At 59.3% G+C, this 15,368-nt stretch carries 16 protein-coding genes; 6 read left to right on the forward strand and 10 right to left on the reverse strand.

The genetic code is table 11. The features are described 5' to 3' along the window. Nucleotides 1-68: 68 nt before the first annotated feature. The 4 genes from kynU to Q1A74_RS14575 form a co-directional block, all read right to left on the reverse strand. On the reverse strand, nt 69-1,349 hold the full coding sequence (gene kynU, locus Q1A74_RS14560; protein WP_299597681.1) for a kynureninase: 1,281 nt from the start codon (nt 1,347-1,349) through the stop codon (nt 69-71). Nucleotides 1,350-1,362: 13 nt separating this feature from the next. Next, the gene (locus tag Q1A74_RS14565) at nt 1,363-3,141 is read right to left on the reverse strand and encodes a hypothetical protein (protein WP_299597683.1); all 1,779 of its coding nucleotides are present in this window, start codon (nt 3,139-3,141) and stop codon (nt 1,363-1,365) included. Nucleotides 3,142-3,300: 159 nt separating this feature from the next. Further along, nucleotides 3,301-4,047, reverse strand: a complete 747-nt coding sequence (locus Q1A74_RS14570) for a LytTR family DNA-binding domain-containing protein (RefSeq protein WP_299598389.1) — start codon at nt 4,045-4,047, stop codon at nt 3,301-3,303. A gap of 17 nt (nt 4,048-4,064) precedes the next feature. Continuing rightward, nucleotides 4,065-5,351: a sensor histidine kinase gene (locus tag Q1A74_RS14575; protein WP_299597685.1), complete on the reverse strand. Its 1,287-nt coding sequence runs from the start codon at nt 5,349-5,351 to the stop codon at nt 4,065-4,067. Nucleotides 5,352-5,490: 139 nt separating this feature from the next. On the opposite strand from Q1A74_RS14575, the gene argH reads away from it, so the two are divergent. Then, nucleotides 5,491-6,912, forward strand: a complete 1,422-nt coding sequence (gene argH / locus Q1A74_RS14580) for an argininosuccinate lyase (RefSeq protein WP_299597687.1) — start codon at nt 5,491-5,493, stop codon at nt 6,910-6,912. A 48-nt stretch (nt 6,913-6,960) separates the two neighbouring features. On the opposite strand, the gene Q1A74_RS14585 is transcribed toward argH, so the two are convergent. From Q1A74_RS14585 to cyaY, 3 genes are all read right to left on the reverse strand, one after another. Next, entirely contained in the window at nt 6,961-7,167 is a 207-nt protein-coding gene (locus Q1A74_RS14585) for an Arc family DNA-binding protein (protein ID WP_299597719.1), read from the reverse strand. Between the two features lie 15 nt (nt 7,168-7,182). After that, a complete protein-coding gene (locus Q1A74_RS14590) occupies nt 7,183-8,052 on the reverse strand; it encodes an SPFH domain-containing protein (RefSeq protein WP_299597721.1) in 870 nt (289 codons plus the stop codon). A gap of 216 nt (nt 8,053-8,268) precedes the next feature. Continuing rightward, a complete protein-coding gene (gene cyaY / locus Q1A74_RS14595; protein WP_299597723.1) occupies nt 8,269-8,613 on the reverse strand; it encodes an iron donor protein CyaY in 345 nt (114 codons plus the stop codon). Nucleotides 8,614-8,713: 100 nt separating this feature from the next. Here cyaY and Q1A74_RS14600 point away from each other — a divergent pair, with 100 nt between their 5' ends. From Q1A74_RS14600 to xerC, 5 genes are read left to right on the forward strand one after another with little or no spacing between them, the layout of a single operon-like run. Next, complete coding sequence (locus Q1A74_RS14600; RefSeq protein ID WP_299597725.1) at nt 8,714-8,968, forward strand: lipoprotein; 255 nt, start codon at nt 8,714-8,716, stop codon at nt 8,966-8,968. Then, the gene (gene lysA / locus Q1A74_RS14605) at nt 8,965-10,218 is read left to right on the forward strand and encodes a diaminopimelate decarboxylase (protein WP_299597728.1); all 1,254 of its coding nucleotides are present in this window, start codon (nt 8,965-8,967) and stop codon (nt 10,216-10,218) included. Before Q1A74_RS14600 ends, lysA begins: the two co-directional genes overlap by 4 nt. Before the next feature lie 12 nt (nt 10,219-10,230). After that, nucleotides 10,231-11,061 (forward strand): diaminopimelate epimerase, encoded by an 831-nt coding sequence (gene dapF, locus Q1A74_RS14610; protein ID WP_299597731.1) that lies wholly within the window; start codon nt 10,231-10,233, stop codon nt 11,059-11,061. Nucleotides 11,062-11,092: 31 nt separating this feature from the next. After that, complete coding sequence (locus Q1A74_RS14615) at nt 11,093-11,854, forward strand: DUF484 family protein (RefSeq protein WP_299597734.1); 762 nt, start codon at nt 11,093-11,095, stop codon at nt 11,852-11,854. 5 nt (nt 11,855-11,859) lie between these two features. Further along, nucleotides 11,860-12,792 carry a tyrosine recombinase XerC gene (gene xerC, locus Q1A74_RS14620; RefSeq protein WP_299597737.1) on the forward strand — a complete coding sequence of 311 codons (933 nt, stop codon included), beginning with the start codon at nt 11,860-11,862 and terminating at the stop codon, nt 12,790-12,792. 153 nt (nt 12,793-12,945) lie between these two features. On the opposite strand, the gene Q1A74_RS14625 is transcribed toward xerC, so the two are convergent. The 3 genes from Q1A74_RS14625 to Q1A74_RS14635 form a co-directional block, all read right to left on the reverse strand. Further along, on the reverse strand, nt 12,946-13,158 hold the full coding sequence (locus Q1A74_RS14625; RefSeq protein ID WP_299597740.1) for a hypothetical protein: 213 nt from the start codon (nt 13,156-13,158) through the stop codon (nt 12,946-12,948). 438 nt (nt 13,159-13,596) lie between these two features. Then, entirely contained in the window at nt 13,597-13,935 is a 339-nt protein-coding gene (locus Q1A74_RS14630; RefSeq protein WP_067084464.1) for a P-II family nitrogen regulator, read from the reverse strand. A gap of 115 nt (nt 13,936-14,050) precedes the next feature. Next, nucleotides 14,051-15,310 carry an ammonium transporter gene (locus Q1A74_RS14635; RefSeq protein ID WP_299597755.1) on the reverse strand — a complete coding sequence of 420 codons (1,260 nt, stop codon included), beginning with the start codon at nt 15,308-15,310 and terminating at the stop codon, nt 14,051-14,053. Nucleotides 15,311-15,368: the final 58 nt, after the last annotated feature.

Raw genomic sequence — 15,368 nt, forward strand, 5'->3', positions numbered from 1 at the left:
CGTACTCTTTGCGTTATTGTTGTATTTATTTTTCTGCGTATCGGGTTACGTTCGGGTTACCGGGCGCATCAGGTCACCGCATGGCGCTGCTGATACACCGGGTTCTGCCAGAGCTCGTCGCGCATGATATGGCGCAGGGCCTGCACGGTATTCCACACGTCGAGGTAGCTGACGTAGAGCGCACTGAAACCAAAACGCATCACGTCCGGCGCACGAAAATCGCCAACAATATTGCGCGCAATCAGCGCCTGCATGATGGCGTAGCCTTCAGGGTGCGCGACCGCCACCTGGCTGCCGCGGCGACTGGCATCCCGCGGGCTGATGACCTCAAAACCAAACTCTGCACACTGCTCGTCCAGCAAGCGGATAAACAGGTCGCCGAGGGCGCGGGATTTTTGCTGCACCTGTTGCAGATCGGCGCGGGTGGCAATATCCAGACCGACCTCACACAGGCCAAGGCTGACAATCGGCTGGGTGCCGCTCAGCATCTGGCGAATGTCCGCAGCCGGGCGGTAATCCCGCTCAAACGCAAAGGGTGCGGCGTGACCCCACCAGCCGGTAAGCGGCTGCTGCGTTTGCCCCTGATGGCGCTTGGCAGCAAAAATAAAACCGGGGCTACCAGGGCCGCAGTTCAGGTATTTGTAAGTGCAGCCCACCGCAAAATCCGCTGCGCAATCGTTCAGCGCCACCGGCATGGCACCGGCACTGTGGCACAGATCCCAGATGGCAAGCGCGCCACAGTTGTGCGCCTTCTCGGTAATTGCCTGCATATCCAGTACCCGGCCGGATTTGTAATGCACCTGGGTCAGGCACACCACGGCCACCCGCTCGTCGATAGCGCGGGCGATTTCCTCTTCTTCGGCAAAGACTATTTCGTGCTTGCTACCGAGCAGTTCCACCAGCCCCTGGGCGGTGTAGTTGTCCGTGGGAAAGTTGCTGCCTTCCATCACAATCCGCGTTTTCTCCGGCGCGCGCTCAGCCTGTAGTTTCAGCGCCGCGGCCAGCACCTTGAACAGGTTGATGCCGGTGGAGTCGGTCAACACCACTTCGCCGGCGTCGGCGCCGATCAGGGGCGCCAGGCGGTCTCCCAGGGTCTCCGCCATCTGGAACCAGCCGTGGGTATTCCAGCTGCGAATCAGATCCTTTCCCCATTGATCGATCACGGTGTTGCGCGCCTGGGCCAGCGCGCGGGCCGGCATGGCGCCGAGGGAATTGCCATTCAGGTAGATGGTATCTTCCGGCAATTCAAATTCCGCGCGAAAGTGGCGCAGGGGATCCCGCGCATCCATTTGCTCGCAATCGGCAAATGTTATTTCTGTAGTGATGTTCTGTGCGGTTGCAACAGTCATTTCATGTACCTCGTTAATCCCGTGGCGGCCAGGGTTTTTCCGGTGCGGCAAAGCTCGGTTCGCCCAGTACCGGGCTCGAGAGCGCATAGAAACCGTGGTTGGTGAACAGCCAGAAAATATTGCGATCGTATTCCACATACACGCTGTGGGAGAGATTGCCGCGGGCATAGCTCGCCACGCGCTCGGTATTAAACGGCGGCACAAAGTAGGCAACGATTTCCGGATTTTCCACATCACTCACGTCAAAAATCTGCAGACCGGCGTTGTAAAAGTTGAACGGCAGAATACCGTCGCGGGGCTCCCCGGGCTGGGTGTAATAGCCGGTACGCTTTGGCCCAAAACTGCCGCGGCGCTGACAGAAATCACTAAACGGTGCGTTTTCCGGCGCGGGCGGGCGCGGCAGCACGCCGATTTTTTTCGGTGCGGTAGGATCACTCACGTCAATCATGTGCACGTCTTTGTAGGGTTCCCAGCAATCCTCATTCAGCGGATAGCCACTGAAGTAAACAATGCCGGTTTTCTCCACCTGGGAGACATCGATAAAGTCGCCCTCGGTGCCGGCCACACTGGGCTCGAAATTGAGGTGGCTGACGATTTTCATCTGTGCGGGATCGGAAATATCCACCACGTAAAAGCCCAACCCGCCCATGGCGGCGTAGCCGTATTTGCCGCCCTCTTCCGGCGGTGTGGGGATAAACAGGGACATACGCGCACCCATCCAGGAAGTGCGGTTACCGGCACGGGGGTTTTGCTTGTACGCCGCTTCGTGTTCCGGGTCGAACGCAATCTGCCCCGGCACCGTCAACTGCTGCAGGAATTTCGGATTCGATGGATCGGACATATCCCAGGACTGGTAGCCCGCGGAATACAGGTCGTTGGGGTATTCCGTCAGCGCATAGCTGGCATCCGGCGCCGCCGCCACAAACATAAAGTCACCGCCAAAATAGGCCGGCAGGTCGCGCACGCCGGAACCCTGCTGCTGGCCGATGGGGGCGTCGGGATTGTTGATACCGGTGGTGCGCTCGGCAATCAGCTTCCAGTCTTCCGGCATGGGGCCGTTCATCTCGTAGACCTTAAAGCCTTTTAGGTGATTGGCGTTGCGAATGGCGGCGACCTTGTCCGGCTGGCGGCGCTTGTCTTTCAGCAGGCCGAAACGGCGGATCTCATAGCCCTGCACCATGATGTATTTGCCCAACTCGCTGTTCCACTGGATGCTGGCAGCACCGAACATCTCCCCCTCTTCCATGGGGTTCTGCGCTTTTTCATCCGGGCCATTGGCACCCCAGGTGTGGCCGCGGGTCAGCAGCAGCTGTACGTCTTTGGGGTTGGTAATATCGAAGATTTTGAGATCCCGACGCACGTACTGATACAGGTAGCGGCGGCCATCGAAGTCGACGATGTTCTGCCAGGTGTGGAAGGGCTCGACGGTGATGGGATAGTACGCCTCGACCTTCATATTCTTGATGTACTGATTGGTATCCCAGTAATCGAGAATGCCATCGAAGGGTTTGCGGTCGTGGGAATCGCGCGTGGCGACGGGATGGGTGAAGACACCGGTCTGGGTGTCCAACCCGTAGTCTGCAGGGGAGGGATCCGGCGGGGTGCGATCGGGGTTCAGGCCGTTAAGCCGTGCCACCCATTTATCATCGATGGCCAGCGGTGCGTCGTGACCACTGTGGCCGTCATCACTTCCGGTTTCTTTAGACTCCGCGCAACCGATGCCAGACAACGCCAGGCCACCAGCCACAATCAGCCAGCTCAGGTTGCGCGCACTGCGCGTGAATTTCGCCATAGTCGGTACCCGTTATTTTTCTACCAGCCTTTATTCGTTGGTTTCAGGGTCTTCCCGACCCCTGATGACCATCGATTGTAAGCACCTCAGGCATAGCCTAAAAATAACTTAACAGGGTCAAGCTATAACAAAATCCTTATATTGCTTATGTGCGAATTCTTAAACGGTTTCCACCTGCTGTAACAGGGATTTTACCCGGGATAGCAGCCGGCGGCTCACCTCTGGTGCTGCCGTCACCCCGCGCAAATGTATGTAGTGGCGGCCGGAACCGTTGCGCACCAGCGCGGTGATGTATTCGCGGGCCACAATCGCGCTGCGATGAACCCGCACAAAGCGTTCACCGAACTCCGCCTCCAGTTCTTTCAGGGATTCATCCAGCACCGTCTCACCCCCACTGTGGTGGGCGATGACGTATTTGTCTTCGGCGATAAAGCAGCGGATATCATCCACATCAATCAGCTGTACACCGCGGCGGCTCACCGCTTTGATCTGGCGGCGGCCGCTGCTGGCGGTTGGACTGTTTGATTCGGTTTGCAGTAGTTGCGGTTTGCTCAGTCTTCGCGCCTGGGCAATCGCCTGTGCCAGTTGTTCCACATTGACGGGCTTGAGCAGGTAACCCGATGGAGCAACCGCAAAGGCAGGGAGCGCAAACTCGTCGTGGGCGGTGCAGAATATGATCGCAGGCGGGTTGGGTCGGTTGGTGATTTGGGTGGCGAGTTGGAGCCCGTTTTCTCCGGGCATTTCGATATCCAGTAACAGCAGGTCCGGGTCGAGTGAATCCAGCTGTTGTAACGCGCTTTCCCCATCGGCAGCTTCTCCCAGCAGTTGGCAACCATCAATAGACTGCAACTGTCGGGCCAATCTGGCCCGCGCCAGTGGTTCGTCATCGACGATCAACACCCCCAGTGGGCGTTCGGCAGCACTCATTGGGCCACCTCTGTTTTTACGGCGTTTTTTACCGCGGCAACTGGGGTTGCTACTGGCTCAGTTGTTCTGGTTTGCGCATGGGCGCTCATGGGTAGCCGCAATTCCACACGGTACTCGTTACCGTGTTGCTCCGCGGTAAAACGGAAGCGGTCACCGTAGAACGCGCTGAGACGCTGGCGAATATTTTCCATCGCCATACCATGGCCCGTATGAACACGGTCCACATGGGCATTGCGGTACTCGTCTGTCTCAGGGTTTGCTGCAGAATCTTTAACAGGGTTATGAATCGACAATAGCAGTTCACGCGCGCTGCCGCCAATGACATTTTGACGACGTTTTAATTTATTTTGCGCTGGGACTTCGCGAATCGAAATTTCAATTTTGCCACCGGCACGCAACCGGGCTACGCCGTGCAGTACGGCATTTTCCAGCAGCGGTTGCAGTAGCATCGAAGGCAGTTGCGCCTGCGCGGGAAACTCGTCCAGATGCCACACTTGTTGCAACCGATCCCCGAGACGCAGAGATTCAATTTCCATATAACGTTTTGCCAGCGCAACTTCCTGCTCCAGCGGCACCATTTTCGAGTCCGCCAGTGATGCGCGAAACAAAGCCGACAGATCTTCTACCAGTTTTTCCGCACGCTCGGCGTCCACCGCAATCAGGCTGGCGAGACTGTTCATGCTGTTAAAAAGAAAATGTGGGCGAATGCGCGATTGTAATGCCTCGATCCGCGCACCCAGCTCCGCCTGCTGCTGGTTGTGCAACTGCTGCTGCACATAGGCGTAGCGCAGCACTACCCCTGCACAGATGGCACCTACCAGCAGATTCGCCAACAGCGCCCAGTAGTCGATGGCGGTGCCCGCCATATCCGCCGCCCACCAGTGCTGGGCAGACAGTACCGTCGCCAGCACCGCCAGTACCGTGGCAAAACTCAGCGCCGCCGCGATTTTGTGGGAGAGTCGCGCGAGAAAGGGGCGCAGGCGGCACAGGAGAGCGGCGGACGGCAGGATCACCCACTGCACCGTGAGCGACACCAGTCCCAGGCGCTGCCAGTTGAAGGGGTTCAAACCATCGGTAGCGAGTACCAGCACCAGCGCCAGCAGCTCCCCCATAAGAACCAGGGCGGCCACGCCAGTCACGCTACACAGGTCGGGGAGGAAAGGTGCGGGAGTGATGTCGCCGGCACTATCGGGCAGGCGCGCAGAATCTTTGCCATCGGGGGCAATTTCGCGAATTTGCTGCGCTATAATGCCCGCCGCTTGCGCGGGCCGGGAAGATGTCATACCACGTTATCTTTATTCTCGAGACATAGCCCGGATACCTTGATGTCCGGAGATAGTGCTTGGCATCAAAAGATACCGCCATCCCCGGTCCAGTTCCAGCGACAAACATGACCCGTTTCCCATTCAGACCCGAGGCAGCATGAGCAACGACAACTCCTCCACCGATAATGCACAAAATCCCGCCGCAAAACTCTGGGGCGGCCGCTTCAGCGAAGCCACCGATGCGTTCGTGGAGCGCTTTACCGCCTCGGTCATGTTCGACCAGCGTATGGCGCTGGAGGACATCCAGGGCTCACTGGCCCACGCACAGATGCTGTCGGAAGTGGGTGTACTGACGGGTGACGAGTTCAGCCAGATAGAGGGCGGACTCAAGGATATCGCCGAAGAGATCCAAGCCGGGGAATTCCCCTGGTCTGTAGCGCTGGAAGACGTGCACATGAATATCGAGGCGCGCCTGACCGATCGCATCGGCGCCACCGGCAAGAAGCTGCACACCGGCCGCTCGCGCAACGACCAGGTCGCTACCGACATCCGCCTGTGGCTGCGCAACCGTATCGACCTGATTGCCGGTGAGCTGACTCGCCTGCAGACCGGCCTGGTGGACCTGGCAGAGCAACAAGCCGATACGATCATGCCCGGCTTTACCCACCTGCAGAGCGCCCAGCCGGTCACCTTCGGCCATCACCTGCTGGCCTGGAACGAGATGCTGACCCGGGATTACGAGCGCCTGATGGACTGCCGCAAACGCGTCAACCGCTCCCCGCTGGGTGCCGCGGCGCTGGCTGGCACCAGCTACCCGATCAATCGCGCGCGCACCGCCGAGCTGCTGGGCTTTGACGCCCCCACCGAGAATTCCCTGGATTCCGTGAGCGACCGCGATTTCGCCATCGAATTCTGCGCCTTCTCCGCGCTGCTGCTGACCCATCTCAGCCGCGCCAGTGAGGAGCTGGTACTGTGGACCTCCAGCCAGTTCGACTTTATTGACCTGCCAGACCGTTTCTGCACCGGCTCCTCAATCATGCCACAGAAGAAAAACCCGGACGTGCCGGAGCTGGTGCGCGGCAAGACCGGTCGCGTCAACGGCCACCTGATCGCCCTGCTGACCCTGATGAAGAGCCAGCCGCTGGCCTACAACAAGGACAACCAGGAAGACAAAGAACCGCTTTACGACGCCGCCGACACCGTACTCGACTGCCTGCGCGCCTTCGCCGATATGGCCCCGGCGCTGAAGCCGAAGAAAGAAAACATGCTCGCCGCTGCCGGCAAAGGATTCTCCACCGCCACCGACCTCGCCGATTACCTGGTGCGCAAAGGCGTGGCCTTCCGCGATGCCCACGAAATTGTCGGCCAGTCCGTGGCGTTCGCGATTGAAAAGGATTGCGACCTGTCCGATCTGAGCCTGGAAGAATTACAGAAATTTTCCGATGTGATTGGCGACGATGTGTTCGATGTGCTCACCCTGGAAGGCTCCGTCGCCGCCCGCGATCATATTGGCGGTACCGCGCCGAATCAGGTGCGCGCCGCCAGTGCGCGTGCGCGCACGTTGATCGAAGCCCGATAGACGCTGCTGTCAGCGGGCCGCAGAGCCCGCTGACATTTTTCGGCCACATCAGGTTTCCTTGGAATCAGCATCCTTGTCCTGAACCTCAGTCACCACCTTTTGTACCAGCTTCACCCGCCCGGACTGCACCAGCGCATCCCGCAATACATATTCGATCTGCGCGTTCACACTGCGCAGGTCGTCGTCCGCCCAGCGTTGCATTGCGGCCAGTACCTGCTCGTTGATACGCAGGGGGAACGCTTTCTTTTTTGCCATGTTGATTAAAACAAATCAGTAAAGACTGCCACTGTTGATGACGGGTTGTGCCTGCTGCTCGCCGCAGATGACAACCATCAGGTTGTTCACCATATTCGCCTTGCGCTCTTCATCCAACTCCAGCTGGTGAGAATCTGCCAGCGTCGAAATGGCATCGGTCACCATTTCCACCGCACCCTGCACAATCAGCTTGCGTGCAGCGAGTACTGCACCGGCCTGCTGTTTGCGCAACATCGCCTGAGCGATTTCCGGTGCGTACGCCAGGTGGCTGATGCGCGCTTCAATCACCTGAATACCCGCACGCCCCAGGCGCTCCTGCACTTGATCGCGTATTTTTTCCGCGATGCTTACCGGGTCCCCGCGCAGGGAGATGGCCTCGTCGCTGTGGTTGTCGTAGGGATATTCGTTGGCCACGTTGCGCAGTGCCGCCTCACTCTGGATGGTGACAAAGCTCTCGTAGTCGTCCACTTCGAAATAGGCTTCCGCAGAATCCACCACTCTCCATACCACCACCGTGGCGATCTCGACCGGGTTGCCATTGGCGTCATTCACCTTCAGCTTGCCACTCTCGAAATTGCGCACCCGCAGGGAAATAGGCGTGCGCTTGAAAATCAGCGGGTTGGTCCAGCGCAAGCCAGTGGTGTGTTCTGTGCCTACATACTTGCCGAACAGCTGCAGAATTTTTCCCTGATTCGGGGCCACCATAAACAGCCCGTGCCAACAGAAAGCGACGATGAATATCGCTACCCCGCACCCCGCCGCGGCGCCAAATTGCTGCGCTTTCAGGCTCCACACCAGCATTGCGATGGTCAGCAATTGCAGTGCCAGCAGCACAACCAGCATGGCGTATCCACTCACCGTAAAGGCGCGTTTTTCCTTGATCATCAGAACTCCTCCTCCCACACCAATAATGACATCAATTTGATATCAAATTAGCACCATACTCGCTGGTTGCCAATGGTTTTTGAGACACGGAGCTACGCAGCTGGTCACGAGACCATCTGCAGCGCGAAAAAGCAGGGAGAGCTGGGAGGGATAACCCTGTAGGAATCTGCCTGCAGGCAGGCTCCTACAAAGGTACTGGAATCCGAGGTAGCGGGATTAAAAGTCGAGAGTAACCGGGGCGCCCTGCTGCTCGGTCAGTACCCGGTCCAGCAAGGTCGGCAGATCTTCGCCAGTGGTGGTGCATTTCCAGCCGACTTTGTTTCCGGAATCGTCAAAGCTCAGGTGATAGCCGCCAGAACGGGCAGCCACCCACAGCTCCTGCACAGCGCTCTGGCGCGACAGAATCACCTGGGTACCCTTGTCTTCCAGAGTAATCGTCAACACTGCATCCGCGCGCTCGTAATCCATATCCACCTCGCAGTTGTCGAGGGCGTCCTCGATGGCGATCAGCGTTTCTTCGATGGCGGCGTTGTAGGCGGTTTGAGAGGCGGCCTGGGTCATATTCTGGTTTCGTCTGTTACTGTGTTGCTAAAAGGCTCGGGTCGCTATACTAGCAGGCTTTTCCAGTCTTCTCGTACCGCACTTTGCGGCAGGAAAACCGATGCGCAACCCAACGACTTCCCTGGCCTGGTCCGCTGCCCTGTCAATCGCCCTCACCGGCGCTCTGGCCGGCTGCGGTCAAAAAGGTCCGCTGTATCTGCCACAGGATCCGGCCGCTCCGGCACCCTCCAGCAGCAGTTCTGCACCCCGCACGCCCACCGCCCCGCAACCGGGTGCGACCACCGAGCCGCACAGCAACAGCGACGAGAAGAATTCATCACAGCAACACACGGAAGCAGAAGCAGTCTCCAAATGAACGATTTCCACTACCAGCAGGGAAGCCTGTGGGCCGAGGGCGTGAACCTCGAGCAGATTGCCAAACAGTTCGGCACCCCCACTTATGTGTACAGCCGGGCACACTTTGAACGTCAGTACCAAGCCTATGCGGATGCACTGGGGGATCACCCCGGCCTGATCTGTTACGCCATTAAAGCCAACAGCAATCTGGGCATTCTGTCTGTGTTGGCACAACTGGGCGCGGGCTTTGATATTGTCTCTGCCGGTGAACTGGAGCGGGTGTTACTTGCGGGCGGCGATCCCGCCAAAGTGGTTTTCTCTGGCGTGGGTAAAACCGCAGAGGAAATGCGGCGTGCGCTGGAAGTCGGAGTGCACTGCTTCAACGTCGAATCCGAGTCCGAGCTGGATCGGCTGGAAGCCGTCGCGGCGGAGATCGGCACAGTGGCCCCGGTCTCCCTGCGGGTAAACCCGGACGTGGACGCCAATACCCATCCGTATATTTCGACCGGGCTCAAGGAAAACAAATTTGGGATCGCCATCGAGCGCGCCCCCGAGGTGTATCACAAAATTGCCGCGTCCAATCACCTCGACGCGGTAGGCGTGGACTGCCATATCGGCTCTCAGCTGACCGAGATCAATCCGTTCCTCGATGCACTGGACCGACTGCTGGCGCTGATCGATCAGCTCGCCGAAGATGGCACCACGTTGAAACATCTAGATCTGGGCGGCGGCCTGGGCGTGCGCTACCGCGGTGAAGAGCCCCCCGAGGTGAGTGACTATTTGGGTGCGGTAAAGGAAAAGCTGGCCGGGCGCGAGTTGGCGCTGGTGCTGGAGCCGGGCCGCTCGATTTCCGCCAACGGCGGCGCACTGCTGACCCGCGTGGAATATCTGAAGCGCACCGAAGAGCATAACTTTGCCATCGTTGACGCAGCCATGAATGACAACCTGCGCCCGGCGTTGTACCAGGCGTGGCAGGATATCGTTGCCGTCACTCCATCCAATGGCACCACCGAGAGCTGGGATATCGTCGGCCCCGTCTGCGAAACCGGTGACTTCCTCGGCAAGCACCGCCCACTGGTACTCGAACAGGGCCAATTGCTGGCGATGCTGTCTGCCGGCGCGTATGGTTTTACCATGAGCTCCAACTACAACTCGCGTACCCGCGCGGCGGAAGTGCTGGTGGACGGCGACAAAACCTATCTCGTACGCGAACGGGAAAGCCTCGCAGACCTGGTGCGCGGCGAATCCACCGTGCCCGCGAACGATTAACGGAACCGACTCATGCGGCTTAAATTCACCAAAATGCACGGCCTCGGCAACGACTTTGTCATGGTCGATGGCATCACCCAACGGGTGAAGCTGTCGCCGGAAAAAGTCCGCCAGATCGCCGATCGCCACACCGGTATCGGCTGCGACCAGCTGTTGCTGGTAGAAGCGCCGCGCAACCCGGACCTGGATTTCCGCTACCGCATCTACAATGCCGACGGCAGCGAAGTGGAAAACTGCGGTAACGGCGCGCGCTGTTTCGCCCGCTTCGTGCGCGAGCGCCGCCTGACCAGCAAGGAAAAAATCCTGGTGGAAACCGCCGCTGGCACCCTGGCGCTGAATGTCCAGGGCGCGGACCAGGTCAGCGTGGAGATGGGCGCACCGGTGCTGGAGCCCGCACAGATTCCGTTTGAAGCAGATATTCAAGCGGAGACTTATCCGCTGGTGGTCGACGGGGAAACCTACAACATTGGCGCCGTATCCATGGGCAATCCCCACGCAGTCCTGCTGGTGGAAGATGTCTTCAACGCGCCCGTCGACAGCCTCGGCCCGGCAATCGAATGCCACCCGCGCTTCCCCGCCAAGGTGAATGTGGGCTTTTTGCAGATTGAAGACCGCGGCAAAGCCCGTTTGCGGGTGTGGGAACGGGGCGTGGGCGAGACCCGCGCCTGCGGTACCGGCGCCTGTGCCGCCATGGTTTCCGCGCGCCTGCGCGGGCTGGTGGACGAGGAACTGCAGATCACCCTGCCCGGAGGCACCCTGACAATCCACTGGCCGGGGCCCGGAGAGCCGGTTACCATGACTGGATCCGCCACCGCGGTATATCACGGACAGATAGCACTCTGAGCACCAATTCTGGAAGCAGCCGAAAAGAACAATGACCGATCACAGCGACGCCCCCCTGCTCGATAGCAACGTCGAGGCCAACCTGGACCGACAGGAAGCCGCCGACAGCGAAAACCAGCGCAACAAGAAACTACTGTCGCGACAGGTGGCCCGCTACCTGGTCCAGAACCCCAATTTTTTTGCCGACAACATGGAGCTGCTGGAAAGCATCCAGCTGCCCCGCGAATCTGGCAAGACCGTGTCGCTGATGACACACCAGACCAACCTGCTACGCGAGCGCAATATCGAGATGCGTCAGCGGCTCGACCAGCTGCTGCAGAATGCGCGTGAAAACGACCAGCTGTTTATGCACAGCCGCCGTCTGGTGCTGGCGCTGCTGGAAGCGCGCACCGTTGCCGAAGCCGGCGCGGCGCTGCTGAAAAGCTTCAAAGACGATTTCAACGTAGATGTCACCGCACTGACTCTGTTCGGTCCCCTGCCCGGCTCGGGCAAACACCTGGGCGACGTGCGCAGCAGCGCCCGCACCAGCGCCGAGACCGCCATCGGCTCCATCCTGCGCAATGGGCGCACCGTTTGTGGCACCCTGCGCCCCACGGAAACCGCATACCTGTTCGGCAAAGACGCAGACAAGGTCGCCTCCGCCGCGGTGGTACCACTGGCCGGCCAGCTGGGTATCCTTGCGGTCGGCTCCAGCGATCCCAACCACTACCGCTCCAGCCTCGGCACCCTGTTCCTGTCCTATATCGGTGAAATCCTCGAGCGGCTGTTGCCCGACCTGCTGGCGCGGAGCTGAGCCCCGTGCAGCTTGCCGCAGCAACGGATGCCTTCCTGCTGCACCTGCAGCAGAAACACCTCTCTCCGCACACCCTCGCCGCCTATCGTCGCGATCTCGACAAGCTGCAGCTCCTGGCAGATGGGGAGCAGCTGACAGATCTGCAGCGGCTCGACGAAATGCGCCTGCGCAGCTGGCTAGCCCAGCTGCACCGCGGCGGCCTCTCCCCCAAAAGCCTGCAACGCTGGCTCTCCGCCGTGCGCACTCTGCTGCGCTTCTGCGTGCGCGAGGGATGGCTGAAAGCCAATGTGGCGGAGGGGCTGCGCGCCCCAAAAGCCGCCAAAACCCTGCCCAGGCTGCTGGATGTGGATGCCGCGGCACAATATGTGGAAAGCCCGCGCGCATCAGAAACAGACACTGGCGACAGCAATGACCTGCTCACCCTGCGCGACGCCGCCATTCTCGAACTTTTTTACAGCAGCGGTCTGCGCCTGTCGGAGCTGACCGGACTGAACTGGGAAGACCTGGATCTGCGCGGTGGCGAAGTCCGGGTAACCGGCAAGGGCAACAAAACCCGCCTGCTGCCGGTAGGCCGACAGGCCCGCCGCGCACTGGAGGACTGGCGCCACCAGGCGCCTGCCACCATCGCCGATGATCAGGGAGCAGACCCGGTCTTTACCAGCGCCAAAGGCCGACGCCTCGGCAACCGCGCGGTACAACAGCGCCTGGCCCACTGGGCGCGCGCTGGCGGTGCCGATCAGCGGGTGCACCCGCACATGCTGCGCCACTCCTTCGCCAGCCATATGCTCGAATCCAGTGGCGATCTGCGCGCTGTGCAGGAGTTACTCGGGCACGCAGATATCAGCACCACACAGATTTACACCCATCTCGATTTCCAGCACCTGGCGCGGGTCTACGACAAGGCCCACCCGCGGGCGAACAAAACCGACGACGATTGATTCTGCCGGTAGGGACCGGAGGAGAGGTTGGGGATAGTGGGTAGAAAAAGGAGAGAAGGGAGAACTGGACCCCGGCCTGGGCCGGGGTGACGTCGAAACTGTCGCCATACCGGCCTAGGACCGGTATCCAGAGATTCCTGCCGTCTGAATCGCTCAGATGGGCCGACTGCCGTACTTCGGCTGCGGCTTACGCGGCGGATCCGCACTGACATCCGGTGCCACCTCATCGATGGCACCACCGCGTGCGAGGAAAGCCTCGACTTCGGCGGTCAGTTGGCTGCGGGCCCGATGGCGGGAGGAGAGTGTACGCTCTTCTGCGAAATCCTCAGTGTCTTTCGTACGAGCGCTGGACTGGTCGTCTTTCATGTCAATTTACCCTGTAACTTGATACCCCTTGTTACAGAGGGAATACCCCTGCTGCCGCGAAGTTTTTCCCGGATTACTCCGCGCGGGCTGTGCAGATCTGTATCGCAGACTCATTTTGGCAGTAGCGCCAAAGCAAAACGGCAAACCGGATCCGCCGGCCGGAAACTTTCCTGCGGCGAAATATTTATAGGCAGTGTCTGACGAGCCTGCCAGCAAAGGTTCCCCAATTCGGTAGAGTTTTTTTGTTCGATTTTTGCTCGATATATTGCGCTTGGTTATGCAATTTTTAGCGACGCACTCTGGGCGGTGTTGTGATGGCGTTAACAACATCGAGACACTTTCCGCGCCACTCGAAAAGCTTGCTCGATTTGCACAAATTTCAGCCACAAAAAAGCCCCGCAATGCGAGGCTCATAAAACACTGTGTCGGATTCTTTGATCAGACCGCTTCGCTGCCGGTTTCCCCGGTGCGGATACGGATGACTTCTTCGAGCGCAGTGATAAAGATTTTGCCGTCACCGATTTTGCCGGTCTGCGCGGCTTTGGTGATGGCTTCAACGGCGCCGTCGACCATGCTGTCGTCCACCGCCAGTTCCAGTTTTACCTTGGGCAGAAAGTCCACCACGTATTCGGCGCCGCGGTACAGCTCGGTGTGACCTTTCTGGCGACCGAAGCCTTTTACTTCAGTAACGGTCATACCCTGAACGCCAACCTCTGACAGCGCGGTGCGCACGTCGTCCAGTTTGAATGGCTTAACTACAGCCGTAATCAATTTCATTCGCTTATCCCCTGATTATGTTTCTTGCGGGCACCGGCCCGAAAACCGGTGCCGGAAGATTATGTTGCCGCCGGCGGGGACTGTTCCCTGGCACCGGCGGCCATCTTATGAGCGCTTACTTGCTCATAAATTCCGGATAAGCTTCCATTCCGCACTCGGCCAAGTCAACACCCTGTTGCTCTTCTTCTTCGGTAACACGGATACCGGTGATGAGCTTGAGGGCGAACCAGACTGCGAAGGAGGCGGAGAATACCCAAGCAAAGATGGTTGCAGCGCCGATCAGCTGGCCGCTGAAGGAGGAACCGTCGTTGGTAACCGGTACCAGCAGCAGACCCAGCAGACCAACCACACCGTGCACAGAGATGGCGCCAACAGGATCGTCGATGCGCAGCTTGTCCAGGGTGATGATGGAGAAGACCACCAGGATGCCACCCAGGGCGCCGAACAGGGTTGCCTGCAGCGGAGTCGGGGTAGAAGGCTCAGCGGTGATCGCTACCAGGCCGGCCAGTGCGCCGTTCAGCAGCATGGTCAGGTCGGCTTTGCCGAACAGAATGCGGCCGGTAATCAACGCGGCTACTGCACCACCAGCGGCGGCTGCGTTGGTGTTCAGGAATACCAGGGCCACGGAGTGTGCACTGGCAGCATCGCCCAGTTTCAGCACGGAACCGCCGTTGAAGCCGAACCAGCCCATCCACAGGATGAAGGTACCCAGAGTCGCCAGTGGCAGGTTGGCACCGGGGATGGCGTAGATTTCGCCATTCGGGCCGTATTTGCCTTTACGCGCGCCCAGCAGCAGTACGCCAGCCAGGGCTGCAGCAGCACCGGCCATGTGTACGATGCCGGAACCGGCGAAGTCGGAGAAGCCCAGGTCGCCCAGGTTGTACAGGCCGAACACATCGCCACCGCCCCAGGTCCAGTTACCTTCCAGCGGGTAGATGAAGCCGGTCAGGGCCACGGCGAATACCAGGAAGCTCCACAGCTTCATGCGCTCGGCAACCGCACCAGATACGATGGACATTGCGGTAGCAACGAACACAACCTGGAAGAAGAAGTCGGAAGCGCCGGAGTACACGGAATCACCTTCGAAACCGTTTTCGGCAGATGCCGCGAGTACGCCACCGAGGTCGAAGTCTCCGATACCGTTCAACAGCCAGCCGCCGTCGTACATGATGGCGTAGCCGCTAACCAGGTACATGGTGCTCGCAATCGCGAACAGCGCCACGTTTTTAGTAAGAATCTCGGTGGTGTTTTTAGAACGCACCAGGCCTGCTTCCAGCATGGCAAAGCCCGCTGCCATCCACATGACCAGTGCACCACACACGAGGAAATAAAATGTATCAATTGCGTACTGCAACTGAAAAATTTGATTTTCCATTTTTCGCTCCGTTTAACCCAAACTTGCCCGAGTTGCCCCGGTAGTTATTGTCTATTGA

Source organism: uncultured Microbulbifer sp., assembly GCF_947504145.1.
Lineage (GTDB): Bacteria > Pseudomonadota > Gammaproteobacteria > Pseudomonadales > Cellvibrionaceae > Microbulbifer.